Source organism: Micromonospora sp. NPDC003944, assembly GCF_053605225.1.
In genome coordinates this window covers 21,514-39,172 of sequence record NZ_JBSGIV010000035.1, presented here as the reverse complement: position 1 = coordinate 39,172, position 17,659 = coordinate 21,514, and the positions used below count along the sequence as shown (strand labels likewise).

18 protein-coding genes are annotated in these 17,659 nt (G+C 72.7%); 13 read left to right on the top strand and 5 right to left on the bottom strand.

The features are described 5' to 3' along the window. Positions 1–11 precede the first annotated feature (11 nt). Genes ACWER9_RS18685 through ACWER9_RS18675 form a run of 3 tightly spaced genes read right to left on the bottom strand, consistent with a single transcriptional unit; the run spans position 12 to position 2,464 of the window. Positions 12–755 carry an amino acid ABC transporter ATP-binding protein gene (locus ACWER9_RS18685; RefSeq protein ID WP_452303020.1) on the bottom strand — a complete coding sequence of 248 codons (744 nt, stop codon included), beginning with the start codon at positions 753–755 and terminating at the stop codon, positions 12–14. Between the two features lie 3 nt (positions 756–758). Next, positions 759–1,604 (bottom strand): amino acid ABC transporter permease, encoded by an 846-nt coding sequence (locus ACWER9_RS18680; RefSeq protein ID WP_452303019.1) that lies wholly within the window; start codon positions 1,602–1,604, stop codon positions 759–761. Next, positions 1,601–2,464 (bottom strand): ABC transporter substrate-binding protein, encoded by an 864-nt coding sequence (locus ACWER9_RS18675; RefSeq protein ID WP_452303018.1) that lies wholly within the window; start codon positions 2,462–2,464, stop codon positions 1,601–1,603. Before ACWER9_RS18675 ends, ACWER9_RS18680 begins: the two co-directional genes overlap by 4 nt. 132 nt (positions 2,465–2,596) lie before the next feature. Here ACWER9_RS18675 and ACWER9_RS18670 point away from each other — a divergent pair, with 132 nt between their 5' ends. The 10 genes from ACWER9_RS18670 (at position 2,597) to ACWER9_RS18625 (ending at position 12,422) form a co-directional block, all read left to right on the top strand. Further along, positions 2,597–2,860 carry a phosphoribosyl-ATP diphosphatase gene (locus tag ACWER9_RS18670; protein WP_110566078.1) on the top strand — a complete coding sequence of 88 codons (264 nt, stop codon included), beginning with the start codon at positions 2,597–2,599 and terminating at the stop codon, positions 2,858–2,860. A 48-nt stretch (positions 2,861–2,908) separates the two neighbouring features. Beyond that, positions 2,909–3,754, top strand: a complete 846-nt coding sequence (gene hisG, locus ACWER9_RS18665; protein WP_030488425.1) for an ATP phosphoribosyltransferase — start codon at positions 2,909–2,911, stop codon at positions 3,752–3,754. Between the two features lie 896 nt (positions 3,755–4,650). Further along, positions 4,651–5,133, top strand: a complete 483-nt coding sequence (locus tag ACWER9_RS18660) for a PH domain-containing protein (RefSeq protein WP_452303017.1) — start codon at positions 4,651–4,653, stop codon at positions 5,131–5,133. A gap of 757 nt (positions 5,134–5,890) precedes the next feature. Continuing rightward, a complete protein-coding gene (infC, locus tag ACWER9_RS18655) occupies positions 5,891–6,538 on the top strand; it encodes a translation initiation factor IF-3 (RefSeq protein WP_269679849.1) in 648 nt (215 codons plus the stop codon). A gap of 20 nt (positions 6,539–6,558) precedes the next feature. Then, positions 6,559–6,753 (top strand): 50S ribosomal protein L35, encoded by a 195-nt coding sequence (gene rpmI / locus ACWER9_RS18650; RefSeq protein WP_007458415.1) that lies wholly within the window; start codon positions 6,559–6,561, stop codon positions 6,751–6,753. 32 nt (positions 6,754–6,785) lie between these two features. Continuing rightward, entirely contained in the window at positions 6,786–7,178 is a 393-nt protein-coding gene (gene rplT / locus ACWER9_RS18645) for a 50S ribosomal protein L20 (protein ID WP_007458417.1), read from the top strand. Between the two features lie 83 nt (positions 7,179–7,261). Continuing rightward, the gene (locus tag ACWER9_RS18640; protein ID WP_452303016.1) at positions 7,262–8,059 is read left to right on the top strand and encodes a TrmH family RNA methyltransferase; all 798 of its coding nucleotides are present in this window, start codon (positions 7,262–7,264) and stop codon (positions 8,057–8,059) included. Positions 8,060–8,278: 219 nt separating this feature from the next. Next, on the top strand, positions 8,279–9,358 hold the full coding sequence (gene pheS, locus ACWER9_RS18635; RefSeq protein ID WP_452303015.1) for a phenylalanine--tRNA ligase subunit alpha: 1,080 nt from the start codon (positions 8,279–8,281) through the stop codon (positions 9,356–9,358). Between the two features lie 40 nt (positions 9,359–9,398). Continuing rightward, entirely contained in the window at positions 9,399–11,948 is a 2,550-nt protein-coding gene (gene pheT, locus ACWER9_RS18630; protein WP_452303014.1) for a phenylalanine--tRNA ligase subunit beta, read from the top strand. Between the two features lie 3 nt (positions 11,949–11,951). Next, the gene (locus ACWER9_RS18625; protein ID WP_452303013.1) at positions 11,952–12,422 is read left to right on the top strand and encodes a S26 family signal peptidase; all 471 of its coding nucleotides are present in this window, start codon (positions 11,952–11,954) and stop codon (positions 12,420–12,422) included. 64 nt (positions 12,423–12,486) lie between these two features. On the opposite strand, the gene ACWER9_RS18620 is transcribed toward ACWER9_RS18625, so the two are convergent. Continuing rightward, positions 12,487–12,702, bottom strand: a complete 216-nt coding sequence (locus ACWER9_RS18620; RefSeq protein ID WP_452303012.1) for a hypothetical protein — start codon at positions 12,700–12,702, stop codon at positions 12,487–12,489. Positions 12,703–12,857: 155 nt separating this feature from the next. Here ACWER9_RS18620 and ACWER9_RS18615 point away from each other — a divergent pair, with 155 nt between their 5' ends. Genes ACWER9_RS18615 through ACWER9_RS18605 form a run of 3 tightly spaced genes read left to right on the top strand, consistent with a single transcriptional unit; the run spans position 12,858 to position 15,828 of the window. After that, positions 12,858–13,409, top strand: a complete 552-nt coding sequence (locus tag ACWER9_RS18615; protein WP_452303046.1) for a MauE/DoxX family redox-associated membrane protein — start codon at positions 12,858–12,860, stop codon at positions 13,407–13,409. A 38-nt stretch (positions 13,410–13,447) separates the two neighbouring features. Next, positions 13,448–13,987, top strand: a complete 540-nt coding sequence (locus tag ACWER9_RS18610) for a TlpA family protein disulfide reductase (RefSeq protein ID WP_452303011.1) — start codon at positions 13,448–13,450, stop codon at positions 13,985–13,987. Beyond that, positions 13,984–15,828, top strand: a complete 1,845-nt coding sequence (locus ACWER9_RS18605; protein ID WP_452303010.1) for an ABC transporter ATP-binding protein — start codon at positions 13,984–13,986, stop codon at positions 15,826–15,828. Before ACWER9_RS18610 ends, ACWER9_RS18605 begins: the two co-directional genes overlap by 4 nt. Here ACWER9_RS18605 and ACWER9_RS18600 read toward each other — a convergent pair. Next, complete coding sequence (locus ACWER9_RS18600; protein ID WP_452303009.1) at positions 15,798–17,630, bottom strand: BTAD domain-containing putative transcriptional regulator; 1,833 nt, start codon at positions 17,628–17,630, stop codon at positions 15,798–15,800. The two genes, ACWER9_RS18605 and ACWER9_RS18600, sit on opposite strands and share 31 nt — an antisense overlap. Between the last annotated feature and the right edge of the window lie 29 nt (positions 17,631–17,659).

Genomic DNA, 17,659 nt, shown 5'->3' with positions numbered 1-17,659 from the left:
CACTTCCTCGCTCAGAGCCGACCCGCCTCGATGATCCGGCGCAGGAACTGCCGGGTACGAGGCTGGGTCGGCTCGCCGAGCACCTGTTCGGGCGGGCCGCTCTCGACGACCCGCCCGGCGTCGAGGAAACACACCTGATCGGCGACCTCCCGGGCGAAGCCCATCTCGTGGGTGGCCAGCACCATGGTCATGCCGTCGGCCTTCAGGTCGCGGATCATCGTCAACACCTCGCCGACCAGCTCCGGGTCCAGCGCGGACGTGACCTCGTCGAGCAGCATCAGTCGAGGTGAGTTGGCAAGTGCCCGGACGATCGCCACCCGCTGCTGCTGCCCGCCGGAGAGCCGGTCCGGGTAGGCGTCCGCCTTGGCGCCGAGCCCCACCCGGTCGAGCAACTCGCGGGCCTGCGCCTCGGCTTCCGCCCGGCCCCGCCGGTGCACCCGACGCGGCGCGAGGGTGATGTTGTCCAGGACGCTGAGGTGCGGAAAGAGGTTGTACGCCTGGAACACCATGCCGATCCGCCGCCGGACCCGGTCCGGGTCCACCCGCGGATCGGAGATGTCCTCCCCGTCCAACTCGACGGTGCCGTCGTCGAGGTCGTCAAGCAGGTTGACGCAGCGCAGCAGAGTCGACTTGCCGGACCCGGACGCGCCGATCAGGGCCACCACCTGGTGTTCGGCGACGGTCAGGTCGAGCTGGTCGAGCACGGCGTGCCCACCGAACTCCTTGCGGAGGCCACGGCAGCGCAGCAACGCCATGGGTCAGCCTCCCGACTGTCGACGGGCCGCGCGCAGCGTCACCCAGTCGGTGACCGCGATCAGCGGGATCGCGAGCAGCACGAAGAGCACCCCCGCCACGACGTACGGCGTGTAGTTGAAGGTTTGGGCGGTGGCGATCTGGGCGGCGCGGACCGCGTCGATCGGCCCGGCGAGCGAGACCAGACCGACGTCCTTCTGCAACGCCACCACGTCGTTGAGCAGCGGTGGCGCCACCCGGCGGACGGCCTGCGGCAGAACCACGTGGCGCATCGTCTGCCGGTAGGTCAGGCCCAGCGAACGGGCCGCCGCGAGCTGACTGGGGTGCACCGACTCGATGCCGGCCCGGAACACCTCGGCCAGGTAGCCGCCGTAGGTGAGGACCAGCGCGATCCCACCCAGCACCAGCACCGGCGGCATGCCCTGCAACCGCAGCCCCGGCACGCCCAGGGTGAGCAGGTAGAGCACGATGATCAACGGAAGGCCGCGGAAGGTGTAGGTGTAGCCGGCGGCCAGCGCGCGGACCGGGAAGAAGACCGGCCCGCGCAGCGTCCGCAGCACGGCGATCACCAGCCCGAGCAGCAGCGCGCCGACCGCACAGCAGACCAGCAGCCGTACGTTGAGCCAGAGGCCGCTCAGCACCGTCGGCAGGGCGTCGCGGGCGATCTCCGGATCCAGGAACGACCGCCGGACCCGCTCCCAGCCCGGCGCCCCGGTCACCGCGATCACCAGCAGCGTGCCGAGGGCCGCCGTCGAGGACGCCGCGACGAGCACGCTGAGGACGGTCTGCCGACGCCGGTACGCCGAGCGCCGCAGCTGCGCCTCGGACGGCACGTGACCCAGAAGCGTCACCGCAGCTCGGCCGCCCCCGCCACCTGCGCCAGCCACTTCTGCTCCAACTCCCGCAGCGTGCCCGCGGCGGCGAGCTGACCGACCGCGCCGGTCACGCAGGAGGTCAGCGGGGAGTTCTTGTCCAGCAGCAACCCGAACGCCTCGGGCGTACCGACCTGCGGCACCTGCCCGACGATCGTCGCGTCGGTGATCTCCGCGCCGCTGATGTAGAAGGCGGTCGGCAGGTCCACCACGAGACCGTCCAACTGCCCGTTCTGCAGCGCCTTCTTGGCGTCGTCGTTGCTGTTGTAGACCTGCGGCTCGACGGTTGGCTTGATCACGTCGGTGATCGCGCGGTAGCTGGTGGTGCCGACCTGGGCGCCGAGCCGAGCGTCCCGCAGTTCGGCCAGCGACGTCCGGCCGGCGATCTTCGAGGACTTGAGCGCGATCACGGTCTGCCGCACGAGGTAGTACGGCGCGGAGAAGTCGACAGCCTTCTTGCGCTCCTCGGTGATGGAGAACTGGTTGATGTCGAAGTCGAAGTCCTTCGGCCCCGGCGCGATGGCGGTGTCGAACTTGACCCGGGTCCAGGTGACGTCGGCGCGGGCGTAGCCGAGCTTCTCCGCCACCGCGTACGCGACGGCGGACTCGAAGCCCTCGCCGCTGTCCGGCTTGTCCTTCGAGAACCACGGCTCGTACGCGGGCTGGTCGGTGGCGATGGTCAGCTTGCCTGTCGTACGCGTGGGCAGGCTGTCCTTCGCGCAGGACGGCGGGGCGGTGACGATGGGGGTGGGCTTCTCCACCTGTGGCGCGCACCCGGCGGTGGCGACGACGGCGGCACCGGCGACGGTGAGCGCGAGGAGACGTGAGCTGCTGGCCATGGCGGACAGCGTAGGGTCGATGGCCGTCGATCGACAATTGCCCCACCATGTTGGTAGGGAATTGTCCGCTTGCTGGATTCCGGCGGACCCGGACGCGGGGCGCCGCCCGGGTGGCTGGAAGAATCGTTCCCCGTGAAGACGTTCGAGGAGTTGTTCGCCGAGCTGCAGGCCAAGGCCGCCGCCGGCACCCCGGGCTCGGGCACCGTCGCCGCGCTGGACAAGGGCGTGCACTTCATCGGCAAGAAGGTCGTCGAGGAGGCGGCCGAGTCGTGGATGGCCGCCGAGCACGAGGGGCCGGAGCGCACCGCCGAGGAGATCTCCCAGCTGCTCTACCAGGTCCAGGTGCTGATGCTCGCCAGTGGTCTCGACCTCAAGGACGTCTACCGACATCTGTGAGTGCCCCCACCCCGTTGATCGCCATCCGGATCGAAGGAGCACTCCGTCATGCTGCGTGTCGCCATTCCCAACAAGGGCACCCTGGCCGAACCGGCCGCCCAGATGCTGCGCGAGGCGGGCTACCGCCAGCGCACCGACCCCAAGGACCTCGTCTGCCGCGACGAGGCCAACGACGTCGAATTCTTCTACCTGCGCCCGAAGGACATCGCCACCTACGTCGGCTCCGGTGACCTCGACCTCGGGATCACCGGCCGGGACCTGCTGATCGACTCGGCCGCGCCGGCCGAGGAGGTCGTCGACCTCGCCTTCGGCCGGGCCACCTTCCGCTTCGCCGCCCGCCCCGACGACATCGCCTCCGTGCAGGAGCTGGGCGGTCACCGGATCGCCACCGCCTACCCGGGGCTTGTCGAGCGGCACCTCGGCGAGGTGGGCGTCAAAGCCGACGTGATCCGCCTCGACGGCGCCGTCGAGAACGCCGTACGCCTCGGCGTCGCCGACGTGATCGCGGACGTCGTGGAGACCGGCGCGACCCTGCGCCAGGCGGGCCTGGTGGTCTTCGGTGAGCCGCTGCTGCGCTCGTCGGCGGTGCTGGTCCGCCGCGCTGGCGCGCCCGCACAACCGCAGGCCGAGCAGTTGCTGCGCCGCCTGCACGGCGTGCTGGTGGCCCGTCGCTACGTGATGCTCGCCTACGACGTGCCGGCTGGCCTGCTGGACCGTGCGAGCGGGCTCACCCCGGGCATCGAGTCGCCCACCGTGTCGCCACTGCACCGCGAGGGCTGGGTGGCGGTGCAGGCGATGGTGCTCCGCGACGACGTGCACCGCATCATGGACGAGCTGTACGAGTTGGGCGCCCGCGCCATCCTCGTCACCAACATCCACGCCTGCCGCCTCTAACCGTCCCGGCCCCACGCTCGACCGCTCGGCCTGGCTTGGCGCGCCGGTCTCTGGTTCGCATCGCGCGCCTTGATCAACTCGGTTTCCTGAAAGTGGGGGTGTCCGGTCCGCCGCGACACCCCCATTTCCCTGACCCGGAGTGGATCTATCCCCGTGCGCCGGCCCCGGCGCGCGCTGCCCCGCCCGCGGTTTCGCCCCGGCGTGGCGCGGCCTGGCGCGGCGTGGCGCGGTCCGTGGCGCGGCCCGTGGTCCGTGGCGCGGCTCGTGGTCCGTGGCGCGGCCCGTGGTCCGTGAGCGCGGACCGTGGTCCGTGACGTGGCGTGGCCCGTGGCGCGGCGTGGCGTGGCCCATGCGCCGGGCCGCCCAGGCCTAGCGCGGCTGCTGGCGCTTGATCGACTCGGTTTTCGTGAAACGGGCGGGTCCTTGGTGTGCGGACACCCCCGATTCACGGAAGCCGAGTCGATCTGTCGCGCTGGGCATGGGTGTCAGAGGCTGTCTCGCAATGGCAGTGCCCGGCCGAGGTGACCGCGCCGGGTCGTCGCGGGTCTTTGATGCTGCGGGGCGAAGCCGAGGCGCTGGGCGCCCGGCGACCGCGCGCGAACCGCGAAGATCGTGCTCAATCATTGAAACAGTGGCCTCGTTCCTCGTCCGAGACCACTAGATCCTGGATCGAGCACGATCTTGCGGTGGTGCGGTGGTGCGGTGGTGCGGTGGTGCGGTGGTGCGGTGGTGCGGTGTGGCGGTGCCGCAGGGGGGCAGGGCGGCGGTGCGTGGCTGAGCGGCTCGGTGGGGGTGTGGTGGTTGAGCGAGCGGCTCGTGGGCGGCGGGATGGTGAGTGAGCGGCGGCTCGGCGGGTGGTGCGTTTGACGGGCTAGTGCGGGTGGCAGACTGGTGGGGTGAGTGAAACCGAGCTGGTCCGCCTGAAGCCCCGCCGCATCCGCGTGGTCTGCTGGTCGGCAGCGGCTGCCCTGGTGGTGGTGTTCAGCCTGGTCGCCACCTCGCTGAGTGGCCCGACCGGCGACGGCTACGGCAGCTTCCAGCGTGGTGACCAGATCGCCATGATCGGCCTGGGCGTCTTCGGTGCGCTGGGCTTCCTGTTGTTCACCCGACCCCGGGTGGAGGCGGACGAGCGGGGCATCCGGGTGCGGAACGTGATCAGCTCGTACGAGCTGCCCTGGGAGGTTGTCCGGGGGGTTCGCTTCGACCGGGGCGCGCCGTGGGCCAGCCTGGAACTGCATGACGACGACCTGCTGCCGATGGTCGCGCTGCAAGCCGCCGACAAGGAGTTGGCCGTCGACGGGGTCCGCGCGCTGCGCCGGCTGCACGAGGGCCACCAGGTCCGCCTCGCCGAACGCGCCGAACGCGCCGTCGACCACTGAAAGCCGCGCCGTTGAGCGCCTTGCCATTGACGCTGAGCCCGCGCCATCGGTCCATCGAGCCATCGAGCCATCGAGCACCGCGCCGCTGAGCACTGCGGGCGTCGGGCGCGCAGAGCGTCGGTCAACCTGCGCCAGCGGCCGCCCAGCCGCACCCGACAGCCGACCTGCGCCAGCCCCTGACCCGACCCCGATCCGCAAGATCCGCACAACTTCCGTGAAGGTGCTGCCTCAGCCCTGCCGGAGGCAGCACCTTCCGGGAAAGTGCGCAGATCTTGGCGGTGGGGCGAGCGGGACAGCGGGACGGTGGGGCGAGCGGGACGGTGGGGCGAGCGGGACAGCGGGGCGCCCGCGCGCCGGGACGAGCGGGACGAGCGGGACGAGCGGGACGAGCGGAGCACGGCACGGCACCCCCCGAGGCAGCCCCAGATGCTGCCCCGGGTGTCCCGGTTTGGGAGTGGCCGGGGCGTCGGTGTAGTGTTGTCGAGTCGACCAGGCTGTCTCCGCGTGCGAGCAGGCAGCCTTGAAAGCGGAGCGCCTGCTCCCACCCGAGTCGCCGCTACGGTGGCCGGGTCCGGTCACCGGTTCCGGGCATGTCCCGGTGCCGGATGCGCGATCCTGTGATCGTGCTGACCGGTCGAGCGGGCCCTGGCATGCGCCGGGGCCTTCTGTTTTCCGGGTCGGTTCCCATCCGGGAGCCGCAGGGGTCGGCACCTGAGCAGAAACGACTCGAGGAGGCCCCATCAGCGTCGAACCACGCGTGAACGAGCAGATCCGGGCACGTGAGGTCCGACTGGTCGGCCCAGAGGGTGAGCAGGTGGGCATCGTCCCGCTGGAGCGCGCTCTTCAGCTGGCCGCGGACGTCGATCTGGACCTGGTCGAGGTTGCGCCGATGGCGCGCCCGCCGGTGTGCAAGCTCATGGACTTCGGCAAGTTCAAGTACGAGAGCGCACTCAAGGCGCGCGAAGCGCGGCGTAATCAGCAGCAGACCGTCATCAAGGAAATGAAGCTTCGGCCGAAGATCGACCCGCACGACTACGAGACCAAGAAGGGTCACGTGGTGCGGTTCCTCAAGGCGGGCGACAAGGTCAAGGTGACGATCATGTTCCGCGGTCGCGAGCAGAGCCGCCCGGAGCTGGGTTACCGGCTCCTGCGCCGGCTCGAGTCCGAGATCACGGACCTGGGATACGTCGAGGCCGCCCCGAAGCAGGACGGCCGAAACATGATCATGGTTCTCGCTCCGCACCGGGCCGTCAAGGCTTCCGCGGTCGCCGCCACGGCGTCTCGCGGTGGCCCTCGGGACCGGGCCGCGGACGAGTCCGCCGCTCCGGCAGCCGATGACACCGCGGCGGTCGGCGAGACCGCAGCAGCCGGTGACACCGGCACCGCCGCCACCAGCGGCGAGTAACAGGGGAGAAGACGTTCCACATGCCGAAGATGAAGAGCCACACGGGTATGGGTAAGCGGGTCAAGGTGACCGGCAAGGGCAAGATCGTTGCCCAGCAGGCCGGCCTCCGCCACAACCTGGAGAAGAAGCCCTCCACCCAGACCCGCCGGCTGACCGGCACGGTCGTGCTGGCCAAGGCCGACGTCAAGCGCATCAAGAAGCTGCTCGGCCGCTGACGCGCGCCACCTTTACGTAAGAAGGAGTTGAGATGGCACGCGTCAAGCGGGCTGTAAACGCCCAGAAGAAGCGTCGTACCCTGCTGGAGACCGCGAGTGGTTACCGCGGTCAGCGCTCCCGCCTGTACCGCAAGGCCAAGGAGCAGGTGCTGCACTCGATGCAGTACGCCTACCGGGACCGTCGCGACCGCAAGGGCGACTTCCGGCAGCTGTGGATTCAGCGGATCAACGCGGGCGCCCGGGCCAACGGGATGACCTACAACCGTCTGATCCAGGGCCTGCGTCTGGCCGGCATCGAGGTCGACCGCAAGATCCTGGCCGACATGGCTGTCAACGACGCCGCCTCGTTCGCGGCGATCGTCGAGCTGGCCCGGGCCGCGGTCACGGCCGAGGGCACCGGCGGCGCGGCGGCTCAGGCCGCCTGATCCCCACGCACCAGAGCGAGGCGTCTCCCGTGTCGGCACCGCCGTCCGGGGGGCGCCTCGATCGTGCCGGAGGAACCCACACCATGGCCTTCACCCCGCGTACCCCAAGGGTTGTCGCCGCCCGCCGCCTGCAACGCCGCCGGGACCGCGACGCGACCGGCCGGTTCCTGGCCGAGGGTCCGCAGGCGGTCCGCGAGGCCCTCGCGCGGCCGGGGGTGGTCACCGAGCTGTTCGGTACGACCACCGCGCTCGACAGGTACCCGGAGTTGGCCGCCGCCGCGGCCCACGCCGACGTGCCGGTCTCCGAGGTGACCGAGGAGGCCATCGCGGCGCTTGCCGAGACCGTCGCCCCGCAGGGGCTGGTGGCCGTCTGCCGGCAGCTGGACGTGTCGTTGGAGCAGGCCCTCGCGGGTGCGCCCCGGCTGGTGGCGGTGCTCGCCGAGATTCGTGACCCGGGCAACGCCGGCACGGTGCTGCGCACCGCCGACGCCGCCGGCGCCGGGGCGGTGGTCTTCGCCGGAGACGCCGTCGACCCGTACAACGGCAAGTGTGTGCGGGCTTCGGCCGGCAGCCTCTTCCACGTCGACGTGGTGCGCGCCACCGACCCGGTCGCGGTGGTCGCCGCGCTGCGCGCCGCCGGTCTCTCGATCTTCGCCACCACCGGGTACGGCGACAGCGACCTGGACGACCTGACCGACTACGGCCGGCTCGTCGGGCCGACCGCCTGGTTGTTCGGCTCGGAGGCGCACGGCCTGCCGGAGGAGCTGACCGCCGCCGCCGACGCCCGGGTGCGGGTGCCGTTGTACGGGCGCGCGGAGAGCCTGAACCTGGCTGCCGCCGCGGCGGTCTGCCTGTACGCTTCAGCGAGAGCGCAGCGCTGAGGGTGACCGCCTGCGGCGCGACTGACAGCAGGGGAGAGCGTCCGTCCATGAACGCGACACGGCGTTCGTTTAGCCAGCCCGCCGGTGTCGGCGGGCGGCGGGCCTGACCTGCTCCCTGCGCAACTCCTACCGGCGGGCTGCGGCACAGCCGCGCGTCCGTAGACTCGCTAAGCCGCCCCGGTGAGGGCTGGCGCCGCCGTGAGGGAGTGCCCGTACGCCATGAGCTACCGCAACGATCCGTACGACCCGAAGCAGGTCGCCCTGCTCGACCCCGCCGCCCTGGACGAGGCTGTCGCGGACGCCACGAAGGCGTTCACGGCGGCGGCCGACCCGGACGCGCTCACCGCACTGCGCCCGGTGCACCTCGGTGACCGGTCCCCGGTCTCGTTGGCGCGCCGGGAGATCGGCGCGTTGCCGCCGGCCGCGAAGTCCGACGCGGGCAAGCGGGTCAACGAGGCCCGCCGGGCGATCGAGACCGCCTACGCCGACCGCGCCGAGGTGCTGGAGCGCGAACAGGCCGAGCGGGTGCTGGTCGAGGAGCGGGTGGACGTCACCCTGCCCTACGACAGGCGTCCACGCGGCGCCCGGCACCCGTTGAGCACCCTGATGGAGTCGATAAGCGACCTGTTCGTCGGGATGGGCTACGAGGTGGCCGAAGGGCCCGAGGTCGACCTGGAATGGGTCAACTTCGACGCGCTGAACATCCCCGCCGACCACCCGGCGCGCGGGTTGATGGACACCTTCCACATCGCATCCCCTGATGGCTCCGCGGGCTCCGGGCTTGTATTGCGAACCCACACCTCCACGGTGCAGACCCGTACGATGCTCAGCCGCAAGCCCCCGATCTACGTGATCGTGCCGGGCCGGGTCTACCGCACCGACGAGATCGACGCCACCCACAGCCCGGTGTTCCACCAGGCCGAGGGGCTGGTGGTCGACAAGGGCATCACGATGGCGCACCTGCGGGGCACCCTCGACCACTTCGCCCGGGCGATGTTCGGGCCGGAGGCGAAGACCCGGTGGCGGCCGCACTACTTCCCGTTCACCGAGCCGTCGGCGGAGTTCGACGTGTGGTTCCCCGAGCACCGCGACGGCCCACAGTGGGTCGAGTGGGGTGGCTGCGGCATGGTCAACCCGCGGGTGCTGCGCGCCTGTGGCGTCGACCCGGAGGTCTACTCCGGATTCGCGTTCGGCATGGGCATCGACCGGACCCTGATGATCCGGCACGGGGTCAGCGACATCCGCCATCTCTTCGAGGGCGACGTGCGGTTCAGCCGCGCGCTCGGGACCGGGGCGTAGGCGATGCGAGTACGAGACACGGGAACGGTGGTCTGACGTCATGCGAGTTTCTGTCAGTTGGCTGCGGGAGTACGTCGACCTCCCCGCAGAGCTGCCCACCGGTGACCTGGAGCAGGCCCTGGTCGACCTCGGCATCGAGGTCGAGTCCGTGGTGGACCTGCGCGAGAGCGTCACCGGTCAGCTCGTCGTCGGTGAGGTCCGCGAGATCGAGGAGCTGACCGGTTTCAAGAAGCCGATCCGGTTCTGCCGGGTCGACGTGGGCGCCGCGAACGGCACCGGTGAGCCGCAGGAGATCGTCTGCGGTGCGCGTAACTTCGCCCCCGGTGACCGGGTGGTGGTGATCCTGCCCGGTGGTGTGCTGCCGGGCGGGTTCGCCATCGGCGCCCGCAAGACGTACGGGCACAACTCGGCGGGCATGATCTGCTCGGCGAAGGAGTTGGGCCTGGGCGACGACCACTCCGGCATCATCGTGCTGGGGCCGGACGTGACGGCCAAGCCGGGTGACGACGCGCGCCCGGTGGTCGGCCTCGACGACGTCGTGCTCGACCTGGAGATCACCCCCGACCGGGGGTACGCGTTGAGCCTGCGCGGCCTGGCCCGGGAGCTGTCGCACGCGTTCGACGTGCCGCTGCGTGACCCGGCCCTGGCGCCGGCTCCGGGCGGCACCGCGACGCCGGCGTACCCGGTGGAGGTCCGCGACACGGTCGGCTGCGACCGGTTCACCGCCCGCCTGGTGCGGGGTGTCGACCCGACCGCGCCCACCCCGTCGTGGATGGCCCAGCGGCTCGTCACCGCCGGCATCCGCAGCATCTCGCTGCCCGTCGACATCACCAACTACGTGATGGTGGAGCTGGGCCAGCCGATGCACGCGTTCGACGCCGACCGGATCGCCGGGCCGCTTGTGGTCCGTCGCGCCGAGGCGGGGGAGAAGCTGACCACCCTGGACGGCGTCAACCGGGTACTCACCGCCGACGACATGGTGATCTGCGACGACACGGGGCCGATCTCCCTGGCCGCGGTGATGGGCGGCGAGACCAGTGAGGTCGTCACCGGCACCACCACCAACGTGCTCTTCGAGGCGGCGCACTGGGACCCGGCGATGGTCGGCCGCACCGCCCGCCGGCACAAGCTGTTCAGCGAGGCCGCGAAGCGCTGGGAGCGCGGCGTCGACCCTGCCGTGGCGCTTGTCGCGCTGGAGCGGGCCGTGGAGCTGCTCACCGAGCACGGCGGCGGCACGCCGAGCACGGAGATCCTCGACATCGACCACGTGCGGCCTCGTACCTCGATCAGCCTCCCGGCGGACCTGCCGACCCGGCGGGTCGGCGTCGAGTACCCGCCGGCGCGGGTGGTCGCCCTGCTGGAGCGGGTCGGCTGCACCGTCGCGCAGGGAGCGGACCGGTTGTCCGAGGACCCGGGCGCGGTCGGCGTGGCCAGCGGTGTCGGGACGACACTGAGTGTCACCCCGCCGACCTGGCGGCCCGACCTGACCGACCCGGCCGACCTGGTCGAGGAGGTGGTTCGCCTCGACGGGTACGACCGGGTGCCGTCGGTGTTGCCGACCGCGCCGCCCGGTCGCGGTCTGACCCCGCGCCAGCGTCGCCGCCGGGCCGTCGCCGACTCGCTTGCGGAGCGGGGGTACGTGGCCGTGCTCGCGCACCCGTTCGTCTCGCCGGAGCTGGCCGACCAGCTCGGTCTGCCGGCCGACGACCCGCGCCGGCCGGCGGTGCGGCTTGCCAACCCGCTGTCCGAGGAGGAGCCGCTGCTGCGCACCACGCTGCTCGGCCCGCTGCTCGGCGTCCTCAAGCGCAACCTCGGCCGGGGTCTTCGCGACCTCGCACTCTCCGAGATCGGTGCGGTCTTCCACCCGCGCGAAGGCGCCGGCAGCCCGCCGGCGATGGGCGTGGACCGGCGCCCCACCGACGCGGAGTTCGCGGCCGCCGACGCGGTGGTGCCGGCCCAGCCGGTGCACGTGGCGGTGGTGCTCTCCGGCGACCTGGATCCGGCCGGCTGGTGGGGTGCGGGTCGACCGGCCGGCTGGGCGGACGCCATCGAGGCGGCCCGGGACGTGCTGGCCGCCGCCGGGATCCCGGACGAGCAGGTCGAGGTGCGTGCCGCCGAGTACGCGCCGTGGCACCCGGGCCGCTGCGCCGAGCTGCGGGTCGACGGCACCGTCGTCGGGCACGCCGGTGAGCTGCACCCGCTGGTGGTCGCGGCGTTGGAGCTGCCCCGCCGCACCAGCGCGATGGAGGTGGACCTCGACGCGTTGCCGTCGACGCCGGTGACGTCCGCGCCGACGGTCTCCGGCTTCCCGCCGGCCCTCATCGACGTGGCGTTGGTGGTGGACGACTCGGTGCCGGCCGAGCAGGTGCGCCGGGCGCTGGAGGCGGGCGCCGGTGAGCTGCTGGAGGACGTGCGGCTGTTCGACGTGTACTCCGGCGCGCAGCTCGGCGAGGGTCGCCGGTCGCTGGCGTACAAGCTGACGTTCCGGGCACCGGACCGGACGCTCACCGTCGAGGAGGCGGTGGCGGCCCGGGATGCGGCGGTCGCGGTGGCGGCGGAGCGCGTCGGCGCGACGCTGCGCGGCGCCTGAGTGATGCCGGCGCTGGGATGGTTCGCGGTGGCCGCCGTGCTCGCGGTGGCCACCGCCGGCCTGATCTGGGCCCGCCGACACCTGCTGTTGGTCGCGGTGGTGGGGCGCAGCATGGAGCCGACGCTGCGCTCCGGTGACCGGGTGCTGGCCCGGCGTGTGCCGCTGGCCCGGGTCCGACCCGGGGACGTGGTCGTGGTGGTGGCGCCGGTGGCGATGACCGCCGGCCACCCCACCCGGCCCGAGGCGGAAGGTCCCGGCCTGCTGATCAAGCGGGCGTACGCGGTGCCCGGCGACCCGGTGCCGGTGGACCGGGTGCCGCTGCTGCGCTCGGGCGGTGACGAGGTCGTGCCGGCGGGTCGGCTGGTGGTGCTCGGCGACAACCCGTCGCACAGCTACGACTCCCGCGAGTGCGGTTACATCCCCGAGCCGGACGTGCTCGGCGTGCTGGTCCGGCCGCGACCGCATACCCGCTGACCGGCCGCGCCGTGCGGTGGACGGCGTGCCGCCCGGCCGGGGCCGGACGGCACGCCGCGACCGCTCAGCAGAGGGCGGTCATCGTGCTCGCGCCCGCGCTGCAGCTGTAGCCGCAGCCGCCGCAGAACGTCTTGCAGGCACCGTTCTGGCTGCACCGCTTCAGGTAGCAGGTGGCGCAGACAGCGCACCACGGGTCCGGTGGACAGCCGGCAGCGGCCGTCACCTTGGGTACGAACACGCCGAGCATCCGCTCGCCCAGGGTTTCCAGTCGACGGAACATCAGTTCACCTCCTCTCGGTACTGATCGGTGCCCGGACGCTACGGCGGCTCGCTACACCGCCCGTACAGCCGACTCGGCCGTCGATGGTTGTCGATGTATCCGCGATGTATCCGCCGCTCCTAGCCTGGGCCTCCCGGCGAGGAGGTGGCGTGACGATGCGAGCCCTGGAGTTGACCGCACGGCTGCTGTTGGCCCTGGTGTTCGTGGTAGCGGTGGTCGGCAAGCTGCGTACCCGGGCGGGTTTCGCGGAGTTCGTCGCGTCGGTGCGCCAGTTCGGCGTGCCGGCCCGCTGGGCCCCGCCGGCCGCCCGCGTCGCCGTCGCCACCGAGGCGGCCGTGGTCGTTCTGCTCGCCGTCGGGCGCACCGTGCCCGCCGGGCTGCTGCTGGCCACCGGTCTGCTCGGCGTGCTCACCGCCGCGATCGTCGGCGCGCTGCGGCGGGGGGCCCGGCCGGCCTGCCGCTGCTTCGGTGCCGGCGACGCGCCGATCGGCGCCCGGCACGTCGTCCGCAACCTCGCCCTCACCACCGTGGCGTTGCTCGGCCTGCTGGGCTGGGCGACCGCCAGCGGGCCGCCGTCGGCACCCACCGTGCTGCTCGCTGTCGGCGTCGCGGTGCCGCTCGCCGCCGTGGTGGTCCGCCTCGACGACGTGGTCGCACTCTTCGCACCCACCCCGTCCCGGGCGCCCCGCCCGGCCCGCCGCTCCTGATCCCGGCCCGTACCCTCCCGCACCCCGAAGGAGTCCTCATGGCGCTGTTGACCGTCGCCGTCGTCCTCGTCGCCGCTCTCGGCCTGCTCAACCTGATCCTGATGCTCGGCGTGATCCGACGCCTGCGGGAGCACACCGAGCTGCTCAGCGAGCAGCAGAGCGCGCCGCCGCCGGTGATGTTGGAGGTCGGCTCGATCCCCGGTGACTTCCTGTCGACCGCTGTGGACGGTCGGGTGTTCGCGCGGACCGACATGCCGCCGATGACCCTGATCGCGTTCCTCTCGCCGAGCTGCGAGCACTGTGAGGAGCAGGTTCCGGTGCTGATCGACCGGGCGCGGAGCATGCCCGGCGGCGCCGATCACGTCTGGGTCGTGGTGGTCGGCAAGGGCCCGGACACCCAGCCGTACGCGGACCGGTTCGCCGGCCTGGCGACCGTCTTCGTCGAGCCCGGGAACGGGGCGCTGCCGCTCGCGTTCGGGGTCAAGGGATACCCGGCGTTCGGCCTGCTCGACGAGCGCGGGATCGTCGGGGCGACGGCGTTCGGCATCGCCCGGTTGGACCTTCCGGTGGCACGGTGAGCAGCTTCCGGCTGACGCCGCGACGGGCCGCCCGGCACGCCCGGGCGGCCCTCGGCCTGACCTGGCGGGCGGCCCCGGCGGGCACCGCTGCGGATCTGGTCCTCGCGGCGCTGGCCGGGCTCACCCCGGTGCTCGTCGCCGCGCTGACCAAACTGCTGCTGGACCGGCTCACCGGCGGTGCCTCGGCCGGTGCGACGTTGGCCGCGCTCGCGGCCGGCCTCGCCGTCGCCGCCGCGCTCAACGCGGTCCTGCCGCACCTGCGCACGTACGTGGCGGCGGAGCGGTCCCGGGCGGTGTCCCGGCTGGTCCGCCGCCGGTTGCACGACGCGGTGCAGCGCCTGGTCGGGCTGGTCCGGCTGGAGGACCCGGAGTTCCAGGACCGGTTGCAGGCGGCCCAGCAGACCGGGCACCTCGGCCCGACCCAGCTGACGGGCAACGCGTTCGGCGTGGTGCAGAGCGTCCTGGCGATGGGCGGTTTCCTCGGCATTCTGCTGGTGCTCAACCCGCTGATCGGGGCACTGGTGCTCCTCGCCGCCCTGCCCACTCTCTGGATGCAGTTGCGGCTCAACCGGGCTCGGGCGGCGATGGTGCTGCGCCTGGAGCACTTCCAACGACGGGACATGTTCTTCGCCCAACTGCTTGTGGGTGTCGCGGCGGCGAAGGAGGTGCGGCTGTTCGGTCTGGGCCGGTTCTTCGGCGACCGGATGCTGGACGAGCTGCACGGCATGCACCGGGTGGAGCAGCGGCTGGACCGCCGGGAGGTGCGCGCCCAGGCGGTGCTCGGCCTGCTCGGCGCGGCGGTGGCCGGCGTCGGGGTGGTCTACACCGTGTCGGTGGCCCGCTCCGGTGGGCTGACCCCCGGCGACGTGGTCATCTACCTGGCGGCGGTGCCGGGTGTGCAGGGCGCGCTGGGCAGCCTGGTCAGTCAGCTGGGCGGGATCCACCAGGCACTGCTCCTCTTCGAGCACTACCACGAGGTGGTGCAGGTCGAACGGGACCTGCCGGTGCCGGCCACCCCCCGTCCGGTGCCACCGCTGACCGAGGGGATCGAGCTGCGCGACGTGTGGTTCCGCTACTCACCGGAGCACCCGTGGGTGCTGCGCGGGGTGGACCTGTTCCTGCCGGCCGGCTCGACGACCGCGCTGGTCGGGCTCAACGGCGCCGGCAAGAGCACGCTTGTCAAGCTCCTGTGCCGGTTCTACGACCCGGAGCGCGGCAGCATCCGGTGGGACGGGGTCGACCTGCGGGAGCTCGATCCGGTGGGGCTGCGGGAACGGCTGGGCGCGGTGTTCCAGGACTTCATGCCGTACGACCTCAGCGCGGCGGAGAACATCGCGCTTGGTGACCTGAGTGCGCGCGACGACCCGGAGCGGTTGCGGGCCGCTGCCCGCGACGCCGGTATCGACGACGCGCTCGCCGCGTTGCCCCGAGGCTACGACACCCTGTTGACCCGGATCTTCTTCGACGGCCCGGACCGTGACGACCCGCAGGCCGGGGTGGTGCTCTCCGGTGGCCAGTGGCAGCGGGTGGCGCTGGCCCGTGGGTTCCTGCGCGCCGACCGGGACCTGCTGATGCTCGACGAGCCCAGTTCCGGCCTGGACGCCGAGGCCGAGGCCGATCTGCACCGCCGGTTGGGTGAGCTGCGCCAGGGGCGGACAAGTCTGCTCATCTCGCACCGGCTCAACGCGGTCCGTGACGCGGATGCCATCGTGGTCCTCGCCGATGGGCGGATCGCCGAGCAGGGTGACCACGAGCAACTGCTCGCCGCCGGCGGCGGGTACGCCCGGCTGTTCACTCTTCAGGCACGCGGTTACCGGGAGGAGGCCGCGGCGCCGGCCTGATCGGCGACCGGTCCGCCGCCCTCGGTGGCGGCGAGTTCGGCGGCGAAGAGCCGCACCAGCGCGCCGATGTGGAACCGGCCCGGTCCGGCCGGTTCGGCGAGCTGTGCGGCGACCAGTCGGTCCAGGGCCCGCGCCGCGTCCTCGCGGGGGACTCCGGTCAGCGCGGCGGCCAACTCCGCGGTGACCGGCCCGGGGTGGGCCCGGCCGAGTCGCAGGAAGGTGGGGGCCGCGGGGCCGAGCCGGCGGTAGCTCGCGCTGAGGCGGGGGCCGAGCCCGGTCTCGGCGAGCCGGTACCGCTCGTCGCGCAGCAGCCGCGCCAACCGGCTCAGCGACCAGTGCGGCCCCTCGTTCAGCCGGCGGGCCGCGGTGCGCAGCGCGAGCGGTAGCCGCTCACAGAGGTTGACCACCGCCGAGGCGGCCTCCGGCTCGTCGTCGACCGTGCGGTCCCCGGCCGTGGCCCGCAGCAGTGCCAACGCGTCGGCGGCGGGCAGTGGATCGAGCCGCAGCTTGGAGGCGTCGCCGGTGGTGACCGGGTTGCGGCTGGTGACCAGCAACGCGCACCCCCCTCGTGCCGGCAGCAGGCCGTCGATCTGGTCGGCGTCGGCCGCGTTGTCGAGCACCAGCAGCACCCGCCGGTCGAAGAGCAGCGACCGGACCCGGGCGCGGGCCTCGGCCTCGCTGGCCGGCTTCGGCTGGTCGGCGCCGGGTTGCAGCGCCCGTAGGACCCGTCTGGCGACCTGCAACGGCGGCGGTGGCGCGTCGGCGACCGACCCGCCGAGGTCGAGGTGGATCTGGCCGTCGGGGAACGCGTCAAGGGCCTGGGCCGCGGCATACAGCGCCAGGGCGGACTTGCCGGTGCCCGCCATGCCGTAGATGGCGACCGTGACCGGTAACCGCCGGGTGTCGACGAGCGCCTCGCGCAGCCGGGCCAGCTCGGCTCGGCGGCCCACGAAGGGCCCGGCGGGGCAGGGCAGCTCGTGCGGTACCCGTTGCTCCACGGAACGCCCGCGCACACGGGTGTCACCGACACGCCGGGCGGGGGTCGTCGGGTGCCGTTCCTGCCGGTTCACCGAGCGGTACAGCTCGGTCAGCTCCGGCCCGGGTGCCACACCCAACTCGCCGTCGAGCGCCCGACAGGCCGCCCGGTAGGTCCGGACCGCGCCGGCCTGGTCACCCGCGCGGTGCAGGGCAGTCATGAGCAGCGCCCACGCCGGTTCGCGCAGCGGGTGCTCGGCGAGGTGCTCGCGGAGCAGGGTGAGCAACGCCGGCGTGCCGCAGTCGCCGAGGTCCAGGCGGCAGGCCGCGTACGTCTCCCGGGCACCGGCCCGTCGCTCGCGCAGCCGGTCGAAGGCCGCCGCGGCCGCCGGCCCGTACGCCGGGGGCGGTTCGGTCGGCGACCAGAGCGCCAGCGCGCGGCCCAGCAGCGTGGCGGCCAGTTCGGGTTCGCCGCTGATCCGGGCCGCGTGGCCCTCGGTGACGAGTCGCTCGAACTCGGCGGCGTCCAGCTCGCCCGCCTCGACCCGGAGGACGTACCCGCCGTGCTCGGCGGGCAGCCGGGGCGGGGCGCCGGGGGAGTCGAGCAGGTGCCGGAGCTGGCTGGCGTGGCTGCGCAGGTTCGCCACGGCGGAGGCCGGGTAGCGGGTGCCCCACAGCTCCTCGCGGAGGCGTTCGACGGGCACCGTCATGCCGGCCTGCAACAGCAGGGTGACCAGCAGGGCACTGGGCCGTCCGGCCGGCACCCGCAGGGCCAGGTCGTCGCGGCGCACCCGGACCGGACCGAGGATCTCGAACGACAGCCCCACGCGCGCCTCCGTCAGGTGCCCCCACGCGA

Excerpts from the sequence above, each read along its gene's own strand:
- rpmI (WP_007458415.1), top strand. The coding sequence starts at position 6,559 with ATGCCGAAGATGAAGAGCCACACGGGTATGGGTAAGCGGGTCAAGGTG.
- ACWER9_RS18610 (WP_452303011.1), top strand. The coding sequence starts at position 13,448 with ATGGCGCTGTTGACCGTCGCCGTCGTCCTCGTCGCCGCTCTCGGCCTG.
- hisG (WP_030488425.1), top strand. The coding sequence starts at position 2,909 with ATGCTGCGTGTCGCCATTCCCAACAAGGGCACCCTGGCCGAACCGGCC.
- ACWER9_RS18615 (WP_452303046.1), top strand. The coding sequence starts at position 12,858 with ATGCGAGCCCTGGAGTTGACCGCACGGCTGCTGTTGGCCCTGGTGTTC.
- pheT (WP_452303014.1), top strand. The coding sequence starts at position 9,399 with ATGCGAGTTTCTGTCAGTTGGCTGCGGGAGTACGTCGACCTCCCCGCA.
- ACWER9_RS18675 (WP_452303018.1), bottom strand. The coding sequence starts at position 2,464 with ATGGCCAGCAGCTCACGTCTCCTCGCGCTCACCGTCGCCGGTGCCGCC.
- ACWER9_RS18625 (WP_452303013.1), top strand. The coding sequence starts at position 11,952 with ATGCCGGCGCTGGGATGGTTCGCGGTGGCCGCCGTGCTCGCGGTGGCC.
- ACWER9_RS18620 (WP_452303012.1), bottom strand. The coding sequence starts at position 12,702 with ATGTTCCGTCGACTGGAAACCCTGGGCGAGCGGATGCTCGGCGTGTTC.
- pheS (WP_452303015.1), top strand. The coding sequence starts at position 8,279 with ATGAGCTACCGCAACGATCCGTACGACCCGAAGCAGGTCGCCCTGCTC.
- rplT (WP_007458417.1), top strand. The coding sequence starts at position 6,786 with ATGGCACGCGTCAAGCGGGCTGTAAACGCCCAGAAGAAGCGTCGTACC.
- ACWER9_RS18685 (WP_452303020.1), bottom strand. The coding sequence starts at position 755 with ATGGCGTTGCTGCGCTGCCGTGGCCTCCGCAAGGAGTTCGGTGGGCAC.
- ACWER9_RS18640 (WP_452303016.1), top strand. The coding sequence starts at position 7,262 with ATGGCCTTCACCCCGCGTACCCCAAGGGTTGTCGCCGCCCGCCGCCTG.